Source organism: Streptomyces sp. NBC_00258 (assembly GCF_036182465.1).
Lineage (GTDB): Bacteria > Actinomycetota > Actinomycetes > Streptomycetales > Streptomycetaceae > Streptomyces.
The window spans coordinates 9927047-9945942 of sequence record NZ_CP108081.1 but is presented as its reverse complement, the minus strand read 5'-3'; the positions used below and the strand labels follow the sequence as shown (position 1 = coordinate 9945942).

13 protein-coding genes are annotated in these 18896 nt (G+C 71.1%); 11 read left to right on the top strand and 2 right to left on the bottom strand.

Translation table 11 applies throughout. The annotated features are described in order from the left end of the window. Nucleotides 1-173 precede the first annotated feature (173 nt). Nucleotides 174-866, top strand: coding sequence for an esterase/lipase family protein (locus OG718_RS44260; RefSeq protein WP_143643038.1), 693 nt, complete (start codon nucleotides 174-176; stop codon nucleotides 864-866). A gap of 150 nt (nucleotides 867-1016) precedes the next feature. Further along, on the top strand, nucleotides 1017-1718 hold the full coding sequence (locus tag OG718_RS44255; protein WP_143643039.1) for a class I SAM-dependent methyltransferase: 702 nt from the start codon (nucleotides 1017-1019) through the stop codon (nucleotides 1716-1718). Nucleotides 1719-1812: 94 nt separating this feature from the next. Here the strand turns inward: OG718_RS44255 and OG718_RS44250 are convergent, their stop codons facing one another. Both OG718_RS44250 and OG718_RS44245 read right to left on the bottom strand, forming a co-directional pair. After that, complete coding sequence (locus tag OG718_RS44250) at nucleotides 1813-2151, bottom strand: hypothetical protein (protein WP_055615904.1); 339 nt, start codon at nucleotides 2149-2151, stop codon at nucleotides 1813-1815. Nucleotides 2152-2200: 49 nt separating this feature from the next. Next, nucleotides 2201-2428, bottom strand: coding sequence for a hypothetical protein (locus OG718_RS44245; protein ID WP_055615889.1), 228 nt, complete (start codon nucleotides 2426-2428; stop codon nucleotides 2201-2203). 197 nt (nucleotides 2429-2625) lie between these two features. Here OG718_RS44245 and OG718_RS44240 point away from each other — a divergent pair, with 197 nt between their 5' ends. From OG718_RS44240 to OG718_RS44200, 9 genes are all read left to right on the top strand, one after another. Further along, nucleotides 2626-3474 (top strand): ABC transporter ATP-binding protein, encoded by an 849-nt coding sequence (locus OG718_RS44240; protein WP_143643040.1) that lies wholly within the window; start codon nucleotides 2626-2628, stop codon nucleotides 3472-3474. A gap of 11 nt (nucleotides 3475-3485) precedes the next feature. Further along, nucleotides 3486-6053, top strand: coding sequence for an ABC transporter permease (locus tag OG718_RS44235; protein WP_328846806.1), 2568 nt, complete (start codon nucleotides 3486-3488; stop codon nucleotides 6051-6053). Nucleotides 6054-6167: 114 nt separating this feature from the next. After that, nucleotides 6168-7046 (top strand): LLM class F420-dependent oxidoreductase, encoded by an 879-nt coding sequence (locus tag OG718_RS44230; RefSeq protein ID WP_328846805.1) that lies wholly within the window; start codon nucleotides 6168-6170, stop codon nucleotides 7044-7046. A gap of 165 nt (nucleotides 7047-7211) precedes the next feature. Further along, nucleotides 7212-8075 (top strand): DUF4132 domain-containing protein, encoded by an 864-nt coding sequence (locus tag OG718_RS44225; RefSeq protein WP_328846804.1) that lies wholly within the window; start codon nucleotides 7212-7214, stop codon nucleotides 8073-8075. Nucleotides 8076-8166: 91 nt separating this feature from the next. Next, entirely contained in the window at nucleotides 8167-13221 is a 5055-nt protein-coding gene (locus OG718_RS44220) for a DNA-binding protein (RefSeq protein ID WP_328846803.1), read from the top strand. 301 nt (nucleotides 13222-13522) lie between these two features. Then, entirely contained in the window at nucleotides 13523-15727 is a 2205-nt protein-coding gene (locus tag OG718_RS44215) for a hypothetical protein (protein ID WP_328846802.1), read from the top strand. Between the two features lie 69 nt (nucleotides 15728-15796). Further along, complete coding sequence (locus OG718_RS44210; protein ID WP_328846801.1) at nucleotides 15797-16222, top strand: GNAT family N-acetyltransferase; 426 nt, start codon at nucleotides 15797-15799, stop codon at nucleotides 16220-16222. A gap of 193 nt (nucleotides 16223-16415) precedes the next feature. Continuing rightward, nucleotides 16416-17774, top strand: a complete 1359-nt coding sequence (locus OG718_RS44205; RefSeq protein ID WP_143644242.1) for a hemolysin family protein — start codon at nucleotides 16416-16418, stop codon at nucleotides 17772-17774. Then, the gene (locus OG718_RS44200) at nucleotides 17771-18793 is read left to right on the top strand and encodes a hemolysin family protein (protein WP_328846800.1); all 1023 of its coding nucleotides are present in this window, start codon (nucleotides 17771-17773) and stop codon (nucleotides 18791-18793) included. The genes OG718_RS44205 and OG718_RS44200 overlap by 4 nt, the downstream gene beginning before the upstream one ends. Nucleotides 18794-18896 lie beyond the last annotated feature (103 nt).

The window sequence follows — 18896 nt, the reverse complement described above, 5'->3', positions numbered from 1 at the left end:
TCATCAGGGGCGGTGGCGAATGCTGCGGGAGAGGCGGGGGGTTCACCGAGGTCACCACACCTCTCACGTTACTGGCGAGTTAAGTGGTGCGTAAAGACCGGCGATTTCACCGATGCGGCGCGCGTAGACCCGACCTGACACTCCTGACGAACCCACCCGCATCAGGAGGCACCATGACCCGCCGCACACGCACTGCCGGCACGGTCTTCGCAGCGGTCCTCGCGTCGCTGCTTCTGTCCCTGCCCGCGTCCCCCGCACATGCCGCCGCCCGCGCCACCCCCCACAATCCAATCGTCTTCGTGCACGGTCTGAGCAGTTCGTCGAGCAGCTGGGACGACTGGACCGCCGACTTCAAGGCCGACGGCTACGCCGGCTCCGAGCTGTTCGCCTGGTCCTACGACTGGGGCAAGTCGAACGTCACGACCGCCCAGCAGCTGTCCACCAAGATCCAGAGCGTGCTCTCCCAGACCGGCGCGTCCAAGGTCGACCTGGTCGTGCACTCGATGGGCGCGCTGAACTCCCGCTACTACCTCAAGAACCTCGGCGGGACCGCGTACGTCGACGACTTCGTCTCCACGGCCGGGACGAACCACGGGACCACGACCGCCGGATGGTGCAGCTGGATCTACACGTCCTGCGCGGAGATGTACACCGGCAGTTCGTTCCTGACCTCGCTCAACTCCGGCGACGAGACACCGGGCAGCGTCTCCTACGCCAGTTACTGGTCGAACTGCGACGATGCCCTGACCCCCGACACCACGGCGATCCTCAGCGGTGCCACGAACGTCGAGGTCGGGTGCGTCTCGCACACCGACATGAACAACGACCACGGCGTCTACGAGCAGGTGCGCGACTTCATCGCCTGACCCGCCCCTCGCGGCCCGCCCTGTTGTCCCCGCACTGCCGGGGCCACAGGGCGACGCCGTGCCCGGCGAACAGAACGACCCGCGAACGGGTGAGCGAGCCCGTCCCGGGGGACAATCGCGGTAGGTCCCGACCTTCAGGGGAGGTCCCTCATGCGACCGCGCCGCTCCAGCACCGCCAGGACTGGTCAGCCGGCCCCTGCCCAGGTTCACCACCCGCTGTTCGCCCGCTTCTACGCCAGGTGCAGCGTGGCGGCGGAACCGGCCATCGGCGTCCACCGCGATGAACTGCTCGCCGGGCTCTCCGGCCGGGTCATCGAGATCGGCGCGGGCAACGGACTGAACTTCGCCCACTATCCGAGCACGGTCTCGGAGGTCGTCGCCATCGAACCGGAGCGCCGTCTGCGGCAATTGGCGGTGACCGCGGCCCTGCGCTCCGACGTGCCCGTCGACGTGGTCCCGGGAGTCGCGGAGGCGCTCCCGGTCAAGAGCGAGGCCTTCGACGCGGCCGTGGTGTCCCTGGTCCTGTGCAGCGTACGAGACCTGCCGCGGGCCCTCGCCGAGATCCGCCGCGTTCTGCGTCCGGGCGGTGAGCTGCGGTTCTTCGAGCACGGCAGGGGCGGCGGCCGCGCGATGAACGCCGGTCAGCGCGCCCTGGACCGCACGGTGTGGCCGCTGCTCTTCGGCGGCTGCCATGTGAGCCGTGACCCCGTCGGCGCGATCAGGGACGCGGGGTACGAACTGGGCCCGTACCGTCGGCTGCTGGTGCCCGAGAAGGGGCCGCGGATGCCGAGTTCGTACTGCGTGCTGGGGACCGCGCGCCGGCCCACGGCCGAGAGCCCGCCCGATTCCTGAGGTCGCGAGCATGCCCGGCCCCTGAGGCCGGGACCGCCCGGCCTCAGGAAGGCCGCACCGGGATTCCGGGTTCCTGCTCAGGAGCCCGAGGCGGTCATAGACTCCACTGGCGCAGTTCGCGTGCGATGTCGTCCACCGTGGCCTCGCCGGTCTTGACCAGGCGGGCCAGTTCACGGACCTGCTCGGGCGAGGTGACGACCTTCAGGCCGCTGGCGACGAGGTAGGCGTAGGCGACGGCCATGGCGAACATCGCGTTGGAGCGTTCGAGTGCCGGGACGTGCAGCAGGAGCTGGAGCAGCGCGGCGGCGCGGGTGTGCGGGGTGTCGTAGACAGGGACGCCGAATATCTCGGCCTCGTGGCGGCTGACGGCGGCCACGAGGGCGCCGAAGTCGGTGACCTGGGGGTCGCCAGGCGTCTTGTGCTCGGCGACCATGAGGAGCCAGGCGAGGTCGACTCTGATGTTCAGGGGTTCGTTCAAGGGCTCAGCGACGGCCTTCTCGCTCCGCGCCGAACTCCTCGACGAAGACGGACTCGTACTGCTTCATGAAATCGGCGGCGGCCTCGACGAAGGTGTGGCCGGCTTCTCCGGTGTCCTGTCTGACCAGTTCCTCGATGTAGCGGTTGACGCTCATCCCGCGGGCCAGGGCGCGTTCGCGCGCGGCGCGGGCGGTGCCCTCGTCCACGCGCACGTTCAGCTGGGTCTTAGCCATACCTCGAAGCTAGCGCCGATGTGCTAGCACAGGCAAGAGGGCCCGAATCACCCCCTCCCCTAAGGGTGCCCCTTACATGGATCCCAGGGTCACCGACCTGCGGCGGAGAACGACCGACACCTCGGGGGGATACCAAGTGTGCCGCGCATCACACTAGGCTCGCCCGCGGACACCGGAGTCCCACCTAGGAGGCGGCCTTGTCCACAGCAGCTGCGGAGCACGCCCTCGGGCGCACGGACGCCGAGGGGATCGCGGCCCGCGCCCGTGGCCTCACGAAGGCATACGGATCGGGTGAGACGACCGTGCTCGCCCTCGACTCGGTCGACGTGGACATCGCGCGCGGACGCTTCACCGCGGTCATGGGCCCCTCGGGCTCCGGGAAGTCCACACTGATGCACTGCCTGGCGGGTCTTGACACCGTTTCGGCCGGACAGGTGTGGCTCGGAGACACCGAGATCACCGGGTTGAAGGAGCGCGAGCTGACCCAGCTGCGCCGCGACCGGATCGGATTCATGTTCCAGTCGTTCAACCTGATCCCGACCCTGAACGCGGCGGAGAACATCACGCTGCCCATGGACATCGCGGGCAAGAAGGCCGACGAGAAGTGGCTGAACCAGGTCATCGACCAGCTCGGCCTGCGTGACCGGCTCAAGCACCGGCCCGCGCAGCTCTCCGGCGGACAGCAGCAGCGCGTCGCCTGCGCCCGCGCCCTCGCCTCGCGCCCCGAGCTGATCTTCGCGGACGAGCCGACGGGCAACCTCGACTCGCGGGCCGGGCTCGAAGTGCTCGGCTTCCTGCGGGACGCGGTCGACGAGCTGGGCCAGACCGTCGTCATGGTCACGCACGATCCGGGCGCCGCCGCCCACGCCGACCTGGTGCTCTTCCTCGGGGACGGACGGATCGTGGACGAGATGGCACGGCCCACGGCGGAGGCGGTGCTGGAACGCATGAAGAGGTTCGACACGATTCGCGGGACGATCGAGGGCGACGGCGCCACCGACCAGGGGATCGCTCCCGACCAGGGCATCGCCCTCGACAAGGACTGAGGCAGGCTGTCGTGCTGAAGGCGACACTCCGGAGTTTCCTCGCGCACAAGGGCCGGCTGCTGCTCTCGGCGCTGGCCGTCGTCCTGTCCGTGGCGTTCGTCGCGGGCAGCCTGATCTTCTCGGACACGGTCACCCGCACCTTCGACCGGCTGTTCGCGTCCACATCGGCCGACGTGACCGTGACACCGAAGGAGGATCTCAACTCGCAGATCCCCTCCGGGGCGATCGCGACCGTGCCCACGAGCCTCGTGGACCGCATCGGCAAGGTCGACGGGGTCACTCTCGCGCGTCCGGACGTGTCCGTCGAGAACATCACCGTCGTCGACAGCGACAACAAGTCGGTAGGACCGACCACAGGCGCGCCCACCATCGCGGCCGACTGGTACGTCACCGAGCGCAGCCCCGTGGAGCTGACCTCGGGGCGCGCCCCGCACGGCGCCGACGAGGCGCTCCTCGACGCGGACACCGCCGACAAGAAGAACGTCGGCATCGGTGACACCCTCACCGTCATCGCGCAGCCCGGGTCGTTCAAGGTGGAGATCGTCGGCATCGCGACCTTCAAGACCACCAACCCGGGTGCCGCGCTGGTCTTCCTCGACCCGGCGGTCGCGCCGGCCGAACTGCTCGGCCGGACGGGCGTCGCCACCAGCATCCAGGTGGACGCGGCGGAGGGCGTGAGCGACGCGCAGCTCAAGCAGCGCATCGCCGCCGAGATCGGCTCGGGCACCTACGAGTTGGAGACCGCCGACGAGCAGGCGGAGACGGCCGCCTCCCAACTGGGCGGATTCCTCGACGTGATCAAGTACGTGATGCTCGGCTTCGCCGGCATCGCGGTCCTGGTCGGGGTGTTCCTGATCGTCAACACCTTCTCCATGCTGATCGCCCAACGCACGCGTGAGCTGGGCCTGTTGCGCGCGCTCGGCGCCGACCGGCGGCAGGTGCGCCGGTCCGTGCTCCTGGAGGCGACGCTGCTGGGCCTGGTCGGCTCGACGCTCGGTCTGGCCGCGGGCATCGGGCTCGCGATCGGGCTGATCGAGCTCATGGGCCTGTTCGGCATGAACCTGAAGACCGCCGAGATGGTCATCGGATGGCCGACACCCGTCGCGGCGTACGTCGTCGGAGTGGGCGTCACCTTCGTCGCGGCGTATCTGCCGGCCCGCCGCGCGGCCGGTGTGTCGCCGATGGCCGCGCTGGCGGACGCCGAAATCGCCGGTGTGGGACGGCCGTTGCGGGTGCGTGCCGCGGTGGGTCTGATCGTCGGCGCGCTGGGCGCCGCCGCACTGGTTGGCTGCGTGACGGCCACGGAGACCGGGTCCGCCGCCTCCCTGCTGGGTCTCGGTGTCGTCCTCACCCTCATCGCGACGGTCATCGCCGGGCCGTTGCTCGTCCGGCCGGTGATCCGCGTCCTCGGCGGTTTCTTCCCCGCCGTGTTCGGCTCGATCGGCCGGATGAGCCAGCGCAACGCGCTGCGCAACCCGCGCCGCACAGGCGCCACCGCGGCCGCCCTGATGGTGGGCCTCGCCCTGGTCGGCGGAATGTCCGTGGCGAGCGCGTCCATGTCCAAGTCCTTCGACGACCAGATCGACAAGACGCTGGGCGCCGACTTCGTGGTGCAGAACGCCAACTTCCTGCCGTTCCCGCAGGAGATCACCGAGAAGGTGGAGGACACGGAGGGCGCGGGACTCGTCGTACGGCAGCGGTTCACGCCGCTTGCCGTCCGGCTGCCCGACGGCAAGCGCGTCGAGACGACCGCGGCGGGCTACGAGTCGCAGCTCGACGAGGTCGCCCGCATCACGTACGCCGAGGGCGACACGGCCGCCGCGCTCGCGGACGGGAGCATCGGCATGGACGCGGGCTTCGCCAAGGACCACGACGTACGCCTCGGCAGCACGATCCCCGTCGAGTTCCCCGGTGGTCGGAAGACCGAACTGAAGGTGGGGGCGCTGACCGACCAGGACGCCGCCGAGGGCTTCGGCACGCAGGGCGGACTGTTCGTCGGCTTCGGGACGATCGAGAAGTACGTGCCCGGCGGGCAGGACTCCGCGCTGTACGTGAACGCGGCCTCCGGCACCTCCGCCGACACCCTGCGCTCGAACCTCGACAAGACGCTGGACCCGTATCCGCAGGTGCAGGTGCGTGACCTGGCCGACTACAAGAAGCTGATCCACGATCAGATCGCCGTGCTGCTCTACCTGGTGTACGCGCTGCTCGGCCTCGCGATCGTCATCGCGGTGCTCGGTGTGGTCAACACCCTCGCCCTGTCGGTCGTGGAGCGCACCCGGGAGATCGGGCTGCTTCGTGCGATCGGGCTCGCCCGGCGGCAGTTGCGGCGGATGATCCGGCTGGAGTCGGTGGTGATCGCCGTGTTCGGCGCGGTCCTCGGGCTCGCGCTCGGACTCGTGTGGGGCGTGTGCGTGCAGCAGGTTCTCGCTCTGCAGGGGATGAAGGCGCTCGCGATCCCGTGGACGACTCTCGTCGCGGTCGTGGTGGGGTCGGCCGTCGTGGGCATCGTCGCGGCGCTGCTGCCGGCGTTGCGTGCATCGCGCATGAACGTGCTGGCGGCCATCGCGCACGAGTGATTGACTCGCGGGGCGCGCTCCACGTACACGCCGAGCTCCACGTACAACGTGAGCTCCACGTACCGGGCGCGACGTGATCGGCGTACTCAAGTCCCTTACCGGTGAGGAGAGTTCATGGCCCGCCCGTTCCGTTTCGGCGTCAATCTGATGAGCCTTGCACCCGCCGACGAATGGCGCTCGAAGTGCCGTCGGGCCGAGGAACTCGGCTACGACGTGATCCTGGCCCCCGACCACCTCGGCATGCCCGCCCCCTTTCCGGCTCTGGTCGCCGCGGCCGAGGCGACCGAGCGGCCGCGCGTGGGCACGTTCGTGCTCAACGCCGGGTTCTGGAACCCGGCACTGCTGGCCCGCGAGGTGGCCACGACGGACGCGCTGACGGGCGGCCGCCTGGAACTGGGGCTCGGCACCGGTTACGTACAGGCGGAGCACGAGACGGCGGGCCTCCCTTGGGGTTCACCGGGTGAGCGCGTGGACCATCTCCGGCGTACGGTCGAGGAGTTGGAGCGGCTTCTCGACTCGGAGGACCATCAGCCACATCCCGTGCAGAAGCGCGTGCCGTTGCTGATCGGCGCCAACGGCGACCGGATGCTGCGGCTGACCGCCGAGCACGCGGACATCGCGGCGTTCACCGGAGCGCGCACCCGGGACGGCGGTGCGCTGGAGCCGATCGCGGCGGAGGAACTCGACGAACGGGTCGCCCTGTACCGGACGTTGGCCGCCGGACGCGCCGAGCCCGCCGAGCTGAACCTGCTGATCCAGATCGTCACCGTCACCGACGACCCCGGTGCCGCGATCCAGCCGTGGCTGTCCCACATCCCCCACCTGACCGAGCAGCAGGTCCTGGAACTGCCGATTGTCCTCGTGGGGACCCTGGACGACATCGTCGAGCGGGTGCGGGCGCAGCGGGACCGGTCCGGGTTCTCGTATCTGACGGTTCTGGAGCCGAACATGGAGGCGTTCGCCCCGGTGATCGCGCGGCTGCGCGAGGCATAGACCGACAGAACTCGACAGGACCCGACAGTTCAGGACTGCTCGATCGCCGGAAACTGTCAGTGGGTGCCTCTACTCTTTCGCGGACAGTCACAGCGGGGTGGGTCGTTTCGGGCCGCCGGTCGCGCTGTGCCGGTTTCCGAACGGTGAAAGAGGCAGAGAAGACCAATGGGCTGGCTTGCGGTGGACGACACCTATGAGATCGCTCTGGTGGAGGGGCAGGTGGTGGCCCGGTCCGCGTCGGAGGCATCCCCGGCAGGGCGGTTGAGAGCGCTGCCGGGGGAGTTACGTGACCGTCCCGAAGTGGTCGAGTTGCAGCGGTTCGCCGAGTGGCTGGAGCGGCACGCGGTGGAGTGTGCGGCGCAGGTCGACACCTGGATGGTGTCCTCGCTGCCGGTGCCGGCCGGCCTGTTGGCGCGGGTGTGGCCCGATGAGGCGTGGCGGTCGGCACTGCGTGATGTGGTCGTGGTCGGCGAGGGCCCCGGTGAGGTCGGTTTTCTGCGGGACGCGGACGATTCGGGTGAGCTGCGGGTGGTGGACCTGGACGGTGAGACCGTCCGCCTTTGCGCCCGCTCGGTGACCATGCCCCACCCGGTTCTGCTTCCGGAGCTGGAGGAACTGCGGGTGTTCGCGGCGGAGTTGGGTGTGGTCCAGGGTGTCGAGCAGATCCACCGTGCCACCTGGCGCAGGCCGGGTGACATCGACGCTGACGCCGAGAGGGTCAGTGAGTTCTCCGGTGCCGAGTACGGCTCGTGGTTCCATCTCTCCGCCCGTGCCGCCTCGCTCGGCTACAAGGTCGCCGACGGCTGTGTCACCGGCCGGATCCGGGACGGCGGGCGGATCTTCACCGCGTCGGTCGGCATCGGCAATCCGTACTACGACGAAGGGGGCCGGACCGGCGATCTGAGCTGGTGCCATGGGCGGGACCGGTTGCGGCTGTCCGAGGTCGGCCCGGTGGCCTGGTCGGAGGGTATGCGCATGGCCGCGGCCCTGCACGCCGGCCGCACCGTGGCCGCGGACCACACCGCGTGAACGGCACAACGGGACGGTCAGAGACCGACCGGCGCGCACGGACGAGCAGGGCCCAGGGGACCGGCCGCACGGCCGCGAAAGGCACGGAATCATGAACGACACGGTGGCCAACGGCGCGGTGGCCCGGGGCGATGCGACGGCGGTGGCCGAGGCTGAGGAACTGCTGCGAGCCGGTGCGGTACTGCCCCCGGGAACGACCGGGGGCGGTGATCGGGCGGTGCCCGTGTTCACGCAGGCCTACCGGCATCCGGGCCTGGACGGCCGGATCGTCGTACGGCTGGTCGCCGCCGAGCAGGGAGGCGGGTTAGGCACCGGTTTCCTCGGCCTGGAACCCCAGGGCGGGCCGGTGGAGGTCGGTCTGGGGCAGCCGCGGGCGCTGGGCTTCCCGGAGTGGGTGCTGGTTCATCATCCCTCGGACGGCCACCTGGCCATGTCCCTGGTCGAGGAGATGAACAAGGTGGCGCGGACGGCGAAATCCCGGCCGAAGAAGGCGCGGGCCGCCTACGAGTCGATCGGCGAGCGGCTGGCGGGTTCCGTGCCGCATTTCCTGCCGGCCTTCTACGAGCAGGCGGGCCGGGTGTTCCTGGCCGCCGACGAGAGGGCCTACGCGTCCCAGATGTTCGTCAACGCGCGCAAGGCCGAGACGGCGCACGCGCTGCCGTTCGACGAGGCACGCATGGACGCCGTCTTCCTCGAGTTCGCCCTGGCCCAGGCCGTGCCGACGAAGGTACTTTCCAGCTACGCCAAGGGACTGTCCTCCCGGGTACCGGCCGCCACGGCGTTCCGGCACGTACGCGACCTCTTTATACGCCTGGCCGCCAACGGGCTGGCTCCGTCGAGTCCGGGCGCGGGTGATCTGCGCAGACTGGCGAAGGCGGCCGCGGGCAGGAACGCGCTCGCGCAGGAGATCGCCTATCTGCGCGAGATGCTGACCCAGCCCGGTACCGTCAAGGCACCGCCCACCTGGTGGAAGACCCACCGGCCGGCCCTGCTGGAACTCACCCGGCAGGAACCCGCCTTCCTCGCCACCCTGCTGGCACTGATGCCCTCGGGATGGGAACGGGAAGAACTGCCCCAGTGGCTCGACCTGTTGGAGAAGTCCGGTGCCACCGCCGGCCTCTGCGACACCACCCTGCCCGCCGAAGTGCGTCCCGCCGACGGCACGGCAGGCTGGACCCGCAGATTCCTGGAGCTGTGGCGGGCCGACTACTACCTCGCTCCGGCAGAGCTCTATCCGCTCGTCGACCGCATGGCCGGCACTCTGCGCACCGAACTGGAGGCCTCCGGCGGCCTGTTGACGCCCCCTGTCGGCGATGTGAACCTCCTCGACCAGCTGCTGGCCCTGGGCATACCGGTGGCGGAGCCCGAGGAGCGTCATCGCCTCAACCTGGTGTCGTGGGCTGCCTGTGAACACCGGCGCGATCTCGTCGCCCTCGAAGCCGACGCCCGCTTCCATGCGGCGTTCCGCAATGGCTGCCCCCAGGAGGAAGGACGGGATGGCATGCCGACCGTCGTCACCTTGGCCGGGTCCCCCGGTGGACGGCCGATGCTCGCCGAATGGGTGGGCGAGGTCAGCCGGAGGTACGTCACGGCGGAGCTGCCCGCGTTCGACGGCTACCGCGGCGTTCTCCAGACGCTGAACTGGCTGCCGGGAGAAGTACTCGCGGTTGCCGAGACGGCGGTTCGAGAGGCGTTGAGCACCGGAGTCGCCCCGGTGCTCGCCCGCGCCCTGCGGTCCGGACTCCTCGACGAACTGGGCTGGCCCGCCTGGGAAGAGGCGCTCGAAGGACACGAATCCGGGGATCTGCAGCGGGAGGTCCTCGTCGCCGACGCCTGGCCGCACCTCATCGTCCTGGCCGGCAAGCACCTCCGGGTGATCGGTGCGGAGGGCACGGCGCTCGCGCACGAGCTGTGCGTCCCCGACCAGGCGACGCGCTACCGCAGAGATGTCGACTACCACTACGTGGACGGCGAGTTGTTCGTCTGGTGGCGTCCGGTCGATGCGAACGGCAGGCAGGGCTACTGGCACCACGCCCCCTCGCAGTGGGTGACGGTCGAGGGGTCCGGCTACTCCCGCACCACCAACGTGGACGGGAGCGACGGGCTGAACGGAAACCTGGCCCCCGTCTCGCTCCCGCTTCCCGGTGGCGGCCGGACCACCGGTCACGGGGTACTGCGCCGCGGGGACACGGTCGTTCCACATGCTCGGCAGGTGATCAGCGACGGCACGTCGTACTGGGTGTGGGCCCAGTTGGGCGCCGACTACAAGAACAGGACGTGGCACGCGTACGACCCGGTGAGCGACACCCAGGGCGAACCCGAACAGCCGGACTGGTTCGACGAGGGCGTGCGCACCGCCCCGGAGGGAAGCACCTTCGAGGCGGGCTGGCTGCTGCCCGCCCCCTCGGTCGCGCCGGGTCCGATGTGTTCCCCGGTGGACGGGCTGCTCGGCTGGCGGGTGGTGACACTGCCCGACGGCTCGCGGCGGGGCGAGGACCTGGCCGGGCGCTCGGTCGTCGTACCGCCCGGCAGAGGCCGCAGCCGCAGCCCGCGATGGGTGGTGGACTTCCCCGGCGCCGACCGGCCGCTGGCGGTGATCCAGGAGTACGACGGGATCAGGCTGGTCGACGGGAACGGCACGGTGATGGCCGAGATCCCGCGGAACCACACCGCCGGAACCTTCACCGCGGGAACGCGGCTCCTGCCGCCCCTGCGCTTCTGGCACCTGCTCCAACCCCGCGACCCACAGGGCTCCGCCGCACTCCGCGAGGTCGACGAGGACACCGCGGCAGCACTTCTGGCGGCCCCCCTGACGGAGCGGCCCGAGGACACCGCGGGCCAGGACGGTCCGGTGAGGGAGCAGGCCGGCGCTGACGGCCGGGACCCACTGCCCGGACTGATCCGCACCCTGCTGCCGCAGGTCGGCCACGAGGCGCTGCTCGCAGGCATCACCTCGGTGGTGCGGTACGCCGCCGACAAGCAGCACATCCTGGACGCGGCACGCACCCGGCTCGACACGGTGCTCACGGGCGGCGCCCGGAAGGAGCAACGGCCCGAGCTCAGCGACGGCGCGCTCACCGCGGCGCTGCAAGGACTCGGCCTCAACGGTCGCCGGTACCTGGTGCAGGGCAGTGCGTACTACTACCACAGGGGGTCCAGCAAGATCGTCCAGCTGCTGCGGCTGCTCGGGAAGGCGCGGCGGGGCCTCAACGAACCGGCCCCGGCGGGCAGTCCGCACCCCGCCCTGCCCGAGCAGAGTGCCTTGAGCGACATGGACTGGCTGGCCCTGCCCACGCTGCCGTCCCTGTTGGCTCTGCGGTCAGGCTCGACGGCCACCACCGAGGATCACAGGCACGTGCTGGAGACGCTCCTCGCCGAACTGGACGCCCAGGAACTCGCGGTGCTGGACCCCGGCCACTGGCGCCTTGCCCGGCTGCGTCTGGACCGGAGTCTGTTCCAGGGGCCCGGCTCCCTGAGCAGCAATGTGACGACGGTGCTGCAGTTGGACGACGGCGCGTTCCTCGTCTTCCTCAACGAATGGAGCCGAAGCGACGCCGACGGCCAGGTGTTCAGGGCGGTCTTCCACGATCCGGCCGGCCGGTTCGAGGCGCCCGCTCCGTACACGCTGTTGTCCGCCGAGCCCTTCGCCCCGGAGCCGGCCCGTGCGCCCGGCTGGTTCACGGCCTTCCGGTCCGAGCTCGCCGAGCGCGGTCCGGCGCCCTGGTACCCGGCGGCCGCCGAGGAGTTCGCCCGGCTCACCGGAATCTCCCCGACCATGGCCCGGCTGACGATCGCCGGCGTGCCTCTGACCGACGACGCGAAGAGGCCCGTGCCCGCCGAGACGCTCAAGGCGATCGGGGTGAAGTCGGCCGACGTCGCCGTGGCCAGAGATGCCGTGGGATGCCGGGACGCCGACGTCTGGCAGGCCGTCATGGCGGCGCTGCTGCCCGCCGAGCCGTCCGGGCTGTGGACGGACGGCCCGGACGTGGCCGCCGCGGCGGAGGTCTTCAACCGGCGGGTTGGCCGGCGGGCGCCCCTCTCCGAGGAGGTGCTCCACGACGCGGTCCGCACCGTGGAGACCGCGCGGTGGTGGAAACCGTCCGACGCCCTGCGCGGGTTCCTCGACGGGGCGTCCGAACCGCAGTTGAACCACGACCTGACCTGGACGACCAGAGGCCACTACCTGAGCTCCGTCGAGAACACGCCCGGCTTCGGCACAGGCACCCTCAACGGTTCGGTGGCCCTGGCCGCCTGGCTCGCCCACCGTCTCCCGTCCGGCGACCCGATCCGCGCTCTCCTCCCGGAGGTGCTGACCGCGGTACGCGCCCGGCTGGCCCACCCGGGCCTGCTGATCAACCTCGGCAGGCGGATCGAACTGGAGGCCTTCCGCCGGGGCGCCGGGAACCCCATGGAGACCGGTGACGGCTTCGTCCGCCACGGCGCGGTCGTGCTGAGCACCACGGTCCCCGACCCCGTCGCCGCCGTCCGCCCCGCGCTGCTGGACGCCGCCGGGAACGACCCCCACCTGGCGGCGGTGGTCCCCGGTGAACGGCCGACCGCCGAGGACATCAGCCTCCGGCTGGTCCACGACCGGCGGTTCGCGGAGCTGCTCGCCGATCCCGGGGAACCGGTGGCGGGCGAACGCGACGCGGACGGTCTGTGGTGGCCGCAGGATCCCACCCGGTCCGTGCCCGACCTCGTCGGTGAGGTGGCCAAGCGGTACGGCATCGGCGAGGACGCCGCCGTCATCTATCTGATGCTGCTCGCCATGCCGGATCCCACGGACCACCACACCGCCCGCTGGACCGGCTGGACGAAACAGCGCGGTGGCACGGCCCGGCTCCGTGCCGCCCGCGCCGAACTCGCCGCCACCGACCTCGTACTCGAAGGCAGCCGCACCCGAGCGGGACGCTCACTGTTCCTGCCCGGCGGCTGGACCCAGCTGGCGAAGCCGTACGTTCCGCTGGAGCGGTGGAAGGTGCCGATGTACGACCTGCTCCACGGCGAGGAGACCGTCCTGGGCGTCGTCGTGCCCACCGGCCCCGTCGCCGATCTCTACCGGACGGCCTGGCGACGGGTGCTGGACGGGGACGAGCCCCGCCTGGAGGAACTCGAGGTGCCACGGCCGCGAAAGCGTAGCCGCTGATCCCTGGTACGGAGGCGAGGGACGGGCCGGGGGCGAGGGAGCGCGGGGCAGGGGCGGTCGTGGCACGGCGCACGACCGCCTCCGTCGGCCGGGTACGGCTCGGCCGGAAACGGCTCCCTGCCGGGTCTCCAGCCGGGTACGGCTCCGGTCGCTTCGCCCGTAGGACCGTGCACCCGTACGCCGTTCGGTTGCCCGGCCGCTCACGACGACGGTCCGCGCCGTACTCACCGCCCCGCACCCCGTCCTTCGGTCCTCTCTCGCTCGCTCGTCAGGTGGACGAGCGCTTTCATGGAGCACCTCGATGACCCGTTCCGGCATGACCACCCAACTCCCTCCGGTCGCACCGGAAGTGTTCGCCGTCGCGGTGGAGAGTCTCACCACCCGCCTCCGCGGCAGACTGGACGCGGCCGTCGAGGCGTTGGCGGCCGCGCCCGTCACCGTCGAGGGCGGGACGTTCCGCGTCCGCTGCGGCGAGGATGCCCTGGTGACCCTGGCGCCGGACCAGTCCGGCGCGGTCACCGACACCGAACAGGCCCGGTGCACCTGCCTGTTGGCACCGCGGTGCCTGCATCGGACGGCAGTGCTGGGTGCCTGCCCGGTCGCGGTCACGGAACCCGCGCGGCCCGTGGTCATCGCCCCGTCCGTACTCGCCGGGCCCGGCACAGCCGCTGAACCCGCCGGTGTCGGCCCGCTCGCCGGACCGGACCGTACCGCTGGACCGGCCCGTACCACTGGACCGGCCTGTATCGCCGGCCCGGACGATCCCACCGACGGGAACCGCCCCACCGCGCAGCCCATTCCCACCGAGCGAGTAAGCCCTTCCGCGCAGGCCGGCCCCACAGAGCGCGTCCGCCCCGCCGAGCCGAACCGCCTCGCGGGCCCCGGCCCCGAGCCCGACCGCGCCCCGACCGCCGCCCCCACGGGGCCCGCAGCCGCCCAGATCCGTGCCGCCGCCGACCTCTGGACGGCGGCCGCAGCCGTGCTCTCGGCCGGAACGGCCGGTACGGGAGCGGTCCTTCAGGCCGAGTTGCTCCGCGCCGCCCACACGGCACGCCTCACGGGCCTCCACCGCGCGGAGGCCGCGGCCCTGAGCGTGGTGCGCTGTCTGCGCACGGCGCGCGACCCGTACAGCCCCGGCAGACTCGCCGAGTTGGTGACCGCCCTGCGTGAACTCCTCCTCGTCGTGCACCTGTTGAAGGCCGGCGATCCCGAGCCCGCGTTGATCGGCGCCGTCCGCCGCAACCACCGCCCCGACGGGTCCCTGCGGCTCTACGGCGTCTGCCGCGAACCCGTGATCGGCGCCGACGACCTCGGCGGGGTGGTCACACATCTCCTCGACGACGACGGCCGCTGGTACACGCTCCGCGACGTCCAGCCCGGCGGCGCGGCGCGGGCACGACGGGCCGGTACCGCCCTCGTCGCCATCCGGAGCTTCCTGAGCGACCACTTCCGGGTGTCCCGCGGCGGCCTGATCATCTCGGGAGCGACCGTCTCCCCGGAGGGGCGCCTGATTGCGGAAAGAGGTGTCCGTGCCACCTTCGCCGCCGGACGGCCCTGGACCGAGGCCGCGCCGGCGACGGTGTTCGCCCGCCCGCTCGCCGAGTCAGCCGCCGTGCGGTTCCCGGCATCGCTCATTGGTGCTCCCGAAGGGGCCGGTGACCACGAAGGGACCGGTGACCCCGAAGACGCCGGGTACGCCCGTCCCCTGATCGGGTGTGATGTGGAGATCGCCGCGACCGACGGCGAGGATCTGCTGGTCCGTGAACTGCCCTGTGGCGGAGACGAGTTTGCGAGCAGCCGGCCCGTCCCCGGTCCGCCGGTCCGGCTGGCCCCCGCCCAGGGCCATCCCGCTCTCGCCCACACCGCCAATTTCCGGCAGCTGGGCGCTCGTCCCGGGCTGCGGATCCGGGTCCTCGGCCGCCTCGACCCCGACCGGGTCACGACTCTCCGTGCGCTCGCAGTCGGCCCCGCACCCGGCACCGGGGCGACCCTGCGCCTCCCGGACGACTGGCAGGGCCGCGCCGATCTCGGCTACGACCTGCTGCAAAGCGATCACTTCCCGCCGGACATCCCTCCGTCCCCGCCCACCCCCTCCTCCTACGCCTCCCGCGCCATCCCGTCCGCCGACTCGCCACTCTGGCGCGTCCGGCGTCTGGTCGAACTGGCCGTCACGGGAGGACGCCGTATCGCCGCCGAATCCACGCGCGGCAACGATCACCACGGCCATGCGGCCGTGCTGCGCCGCAGCGGGCTCGTCACCGGCTCGGACCTGATCACCGCGCTCGGCACGGTGGCCGGGCACCGCTCCCTCGACGTCTTCGGACGCCACAGCGGAGCCGACCCGGACCGGTACGCGACTCAGTGGCTCGCCACAACCGTCTATCTGGCCGCTGCCGAAGCGGACCTGAGGCACGGGACATGGCCCGGGCACGAGCACAGCGGCACCGGCACCGGCACCGGCACCCGTACCGACACCGACACCGACACCGACACCAGCGATTCATGATCCGTGGACTTGATCACTCGGTTCGGAATCCGTTCGCCAGACAGGTCGCCGCTCTGCTTGGCTCGCCCCATGAGTGATCTTCATATCCGCTTCGCCACCCTCGCCGACATCGACACCGTGTTGCGTTTCTGGCGCGAGGCCGCGGAAGGAACCAGCATCAGCGACGACCATGCCGGGGTGGCCGCCCTCGTCACACGAGACCCCGAAGCCCTGCTCCTCGCGGAGCGCGACGGCGCTCTGGCGGGAACCGTCATAGCCGGCTTCGACGGATGGCGATGCTCCGCCTACCGGCTGGCCGTACACCCGGACCACCGCCGGCAGGGCATCGCGAGCGCTCTGCTGGAAGCGGCCGAACAACGCTTCGCCGCCCTGGGCGGGCGCCGCGTCGACGCCATGGTCCTGGAGGACAACGAACAGGCACACCACACCTGGGCGGCCACTGGCTACCATCGCGAGGACCACTGGCGACGCTGGGTCAAGCCGCTGGCCGACTGACCGAAGCGCGGGACGTGCTTGATCCTCTGTCTGCAGGGGACCCGGTCGTTCCCCCAGCAAAGTCGTCTCCCTAGGAAAGGTGTGAGCCTCCGCCCATGGGCGAGCCTCCCGGTACCCGACGGCACGGCGTCCTCTCCTGCCGTCATCGCGCGATTCCCCCGCCCGTGGCCGATCATGGGACGGAGGTGACCCGATGACCGAACTGCTCCTCCTCGCCGTGGCGGTGCTGCTCTCGCTCGCCTGCGGCGCCTTCGTCGCGGCTGAGTTCTCACTGACCACGGTCGAGCGCAGTGAACTGGAGCGGGCCGTCGAGCGCGGCGAGGTCGGCGCGGCGGGCGCCCTCAAGGCCGTACGGAACCTCACCTTCCAGCTCTCCGGTGCCCAGCTCGGCATCACGGTCACGAACCTGGTCGTCGGCATGCTGGCCGAGCCGTCCGTCGCCAAGCTCATCGCGGGTCCCCTGGAGGCCGCAGGTGTCCCGGAGTCCGCGTCCTCGTCCGTGGCCCTGATCATCGGTACGGCCCTGTCGACGGTCTTCCTGATGGTGGTCGGCGAGCTGGTGCCCAAGAACTGGGCGATCTCCTCGCCGCTCGCCGTGGCCAAGCGGGTGGCGACACCCCAACGCTGGTTCAGCTCGCTGTTCCGGCCGTTCATCACCCATCTCAACAACACGGCCAACCGTGTCGTACGCCTCTTCGGCATCGAGCCCGCCGAGGAGCTGGCCTCCGCGCGCGGCCCGCAGGAACTGGTCGCGCTGGCCCGGCACTCCGCGAAGCAGGGTGCTCTGGAGCCGGACACCGCCGAGCTGTTCGTGCGCACGCTGAACCTCGCGGACCTCACCGCGGAGAACGTGATGACGCCGCGCGTCCAGGTCATCGCCCTCGACGTCCAGGCGACCTGCGAGGACGTGGCGAACGCGACCCGGGCGACCGGGCTGTCCCGCTTTCCCGTCTACCGCGGCAACCTCGACTCGGTCGTCGGTGTCGCGCACATCAAGGACTGCGTCGCCGTGCCGGCCGACCACCGGGCTCGTACGCGCGTGTCGCAGTTGATGCGCGAGCCCCTGCTCGTACCGGAGTCGCTCACCGTCGACCGGCTCCTGGACCGGCTGTCCGGCAGGCGCACGATGGCCGTCGTCATCGACGAGTACGGCGGCACGGCCGGGGTCGCGACCCTGGAGGACATCGTCGAGGAGGTCGTCGGAGAGGTGCGGGACGAGCACGACCCCCACGAGACGCCCGATCTGGCCCCGGCCGGCACGGACGACGAGGGCCGCACGCTGTACTCCGCCGACGGCTCCGTACGCATCGACCGGCTGGCCCGGGTCGGACTGCGCGCGCCGGAAGGGCCGTACGAGACGCTCGCGGGCCTGATCGCGACCGAGCTGGGGCGCATCCCCGCCGAGGGCGACACGGTCGAGGTCGCCGGTTGGCGGCTGGACGTGGGGGACGCGTCGGGGCGGCGGGCCGCGCGGGTGCTGATGCACGCGCCGCGCGCCGTGGACGTCCCAACCGAACGGCCCGGGAAATCTCGTGAAGGGGGCGAACGATGACCGCCGTACAGCTGCTCATCGGTCTGTTGACCCTCGTCGTGAACGCCTTCTTCGTGGGGGCCGAGTTCGCGCTGATCTCCGTTCGCCGCAGTCAGATCGAGCAGTCCATGGAAGGCGGCGCGGACGGCGACCGGCGGGCGCGCAGCGTGCTGTGGGGGCTTGAGCACGTGTCCGCGCTGATGGCGGCGGCGCAGCTCGGCATCACGCTGTGCACGCTGGTCCTGGGTGTGGTCGCGGAGCCGGCCATCGCGCATCTGCTGGAGCCGGTGTTCCACGCGGTGGGGTTGTCGAAGGGCACCGGGCACGCGATCTCGTTCGTGATCGCGCTCTCCCTGGCCACGTATCTGCACATGCTCCTCGGTGAGATGGTGCCGAAGAACATCGCACTCGCCGAGCCGGTACGGACGGCGCTGCTGCTCGGTCCGCCGCTGGTCGGGCTGTCGCGGGCGCTGCGGCCGGTGATCTTCACGATCAACGCGTTCGCGAACGGGCTGCTGAATCTGATGCGGGTCGAGGTGCGGGACGAGGTGTCCGCGACGTTCTCGGACACGGAACTGGCGCGGCTGGTCAAGGACTCCAGCGAGGCCGGGCTGATCGACGACCGCGCGCAGGAGAGGCTGCACGACGCCCTGGAACTGGGGCGCCGTCCCGTGCGGGACGTGGTGCTCCCGCTGGAAAGCGTCGTGTACGCGCGCGTGGGTGTCACGGCCGAGCAGTTGGAGGCGCTGTCCGCCGAGTCCGGCTTCTCTCGCTTCCCCGTGGTGGACGAGGGGCGCCGCATCGTCGGCTACCTGCACGTCAAGGACGCGCTGGAGGCGATGCCGCGCGACCTGCCGTTCCGGGTCCAGGACATGCGGCCCATCGCGCGCGTCCGGGAGAGCACACCGCTCGACGACGTACTGACGGCGATGCGGCGCAGCCGTACGCACCTGGCCGCGGTCCTGGGTGCGGACGGGCGACTGGCCGGACTGGTGACGATGGAGGACGTGCTGAGGGAGTTGTTCGGGCAGCCGGTGTGATGCGGGCGGGCGACGCGCGGGGCTGACTCGTGTGGCGCCGGACGGTGTACGGGCGGCCGGTATGGGGCGCCCCGCGGTGGAGATCGCGCTGCGGGCGTGCGCC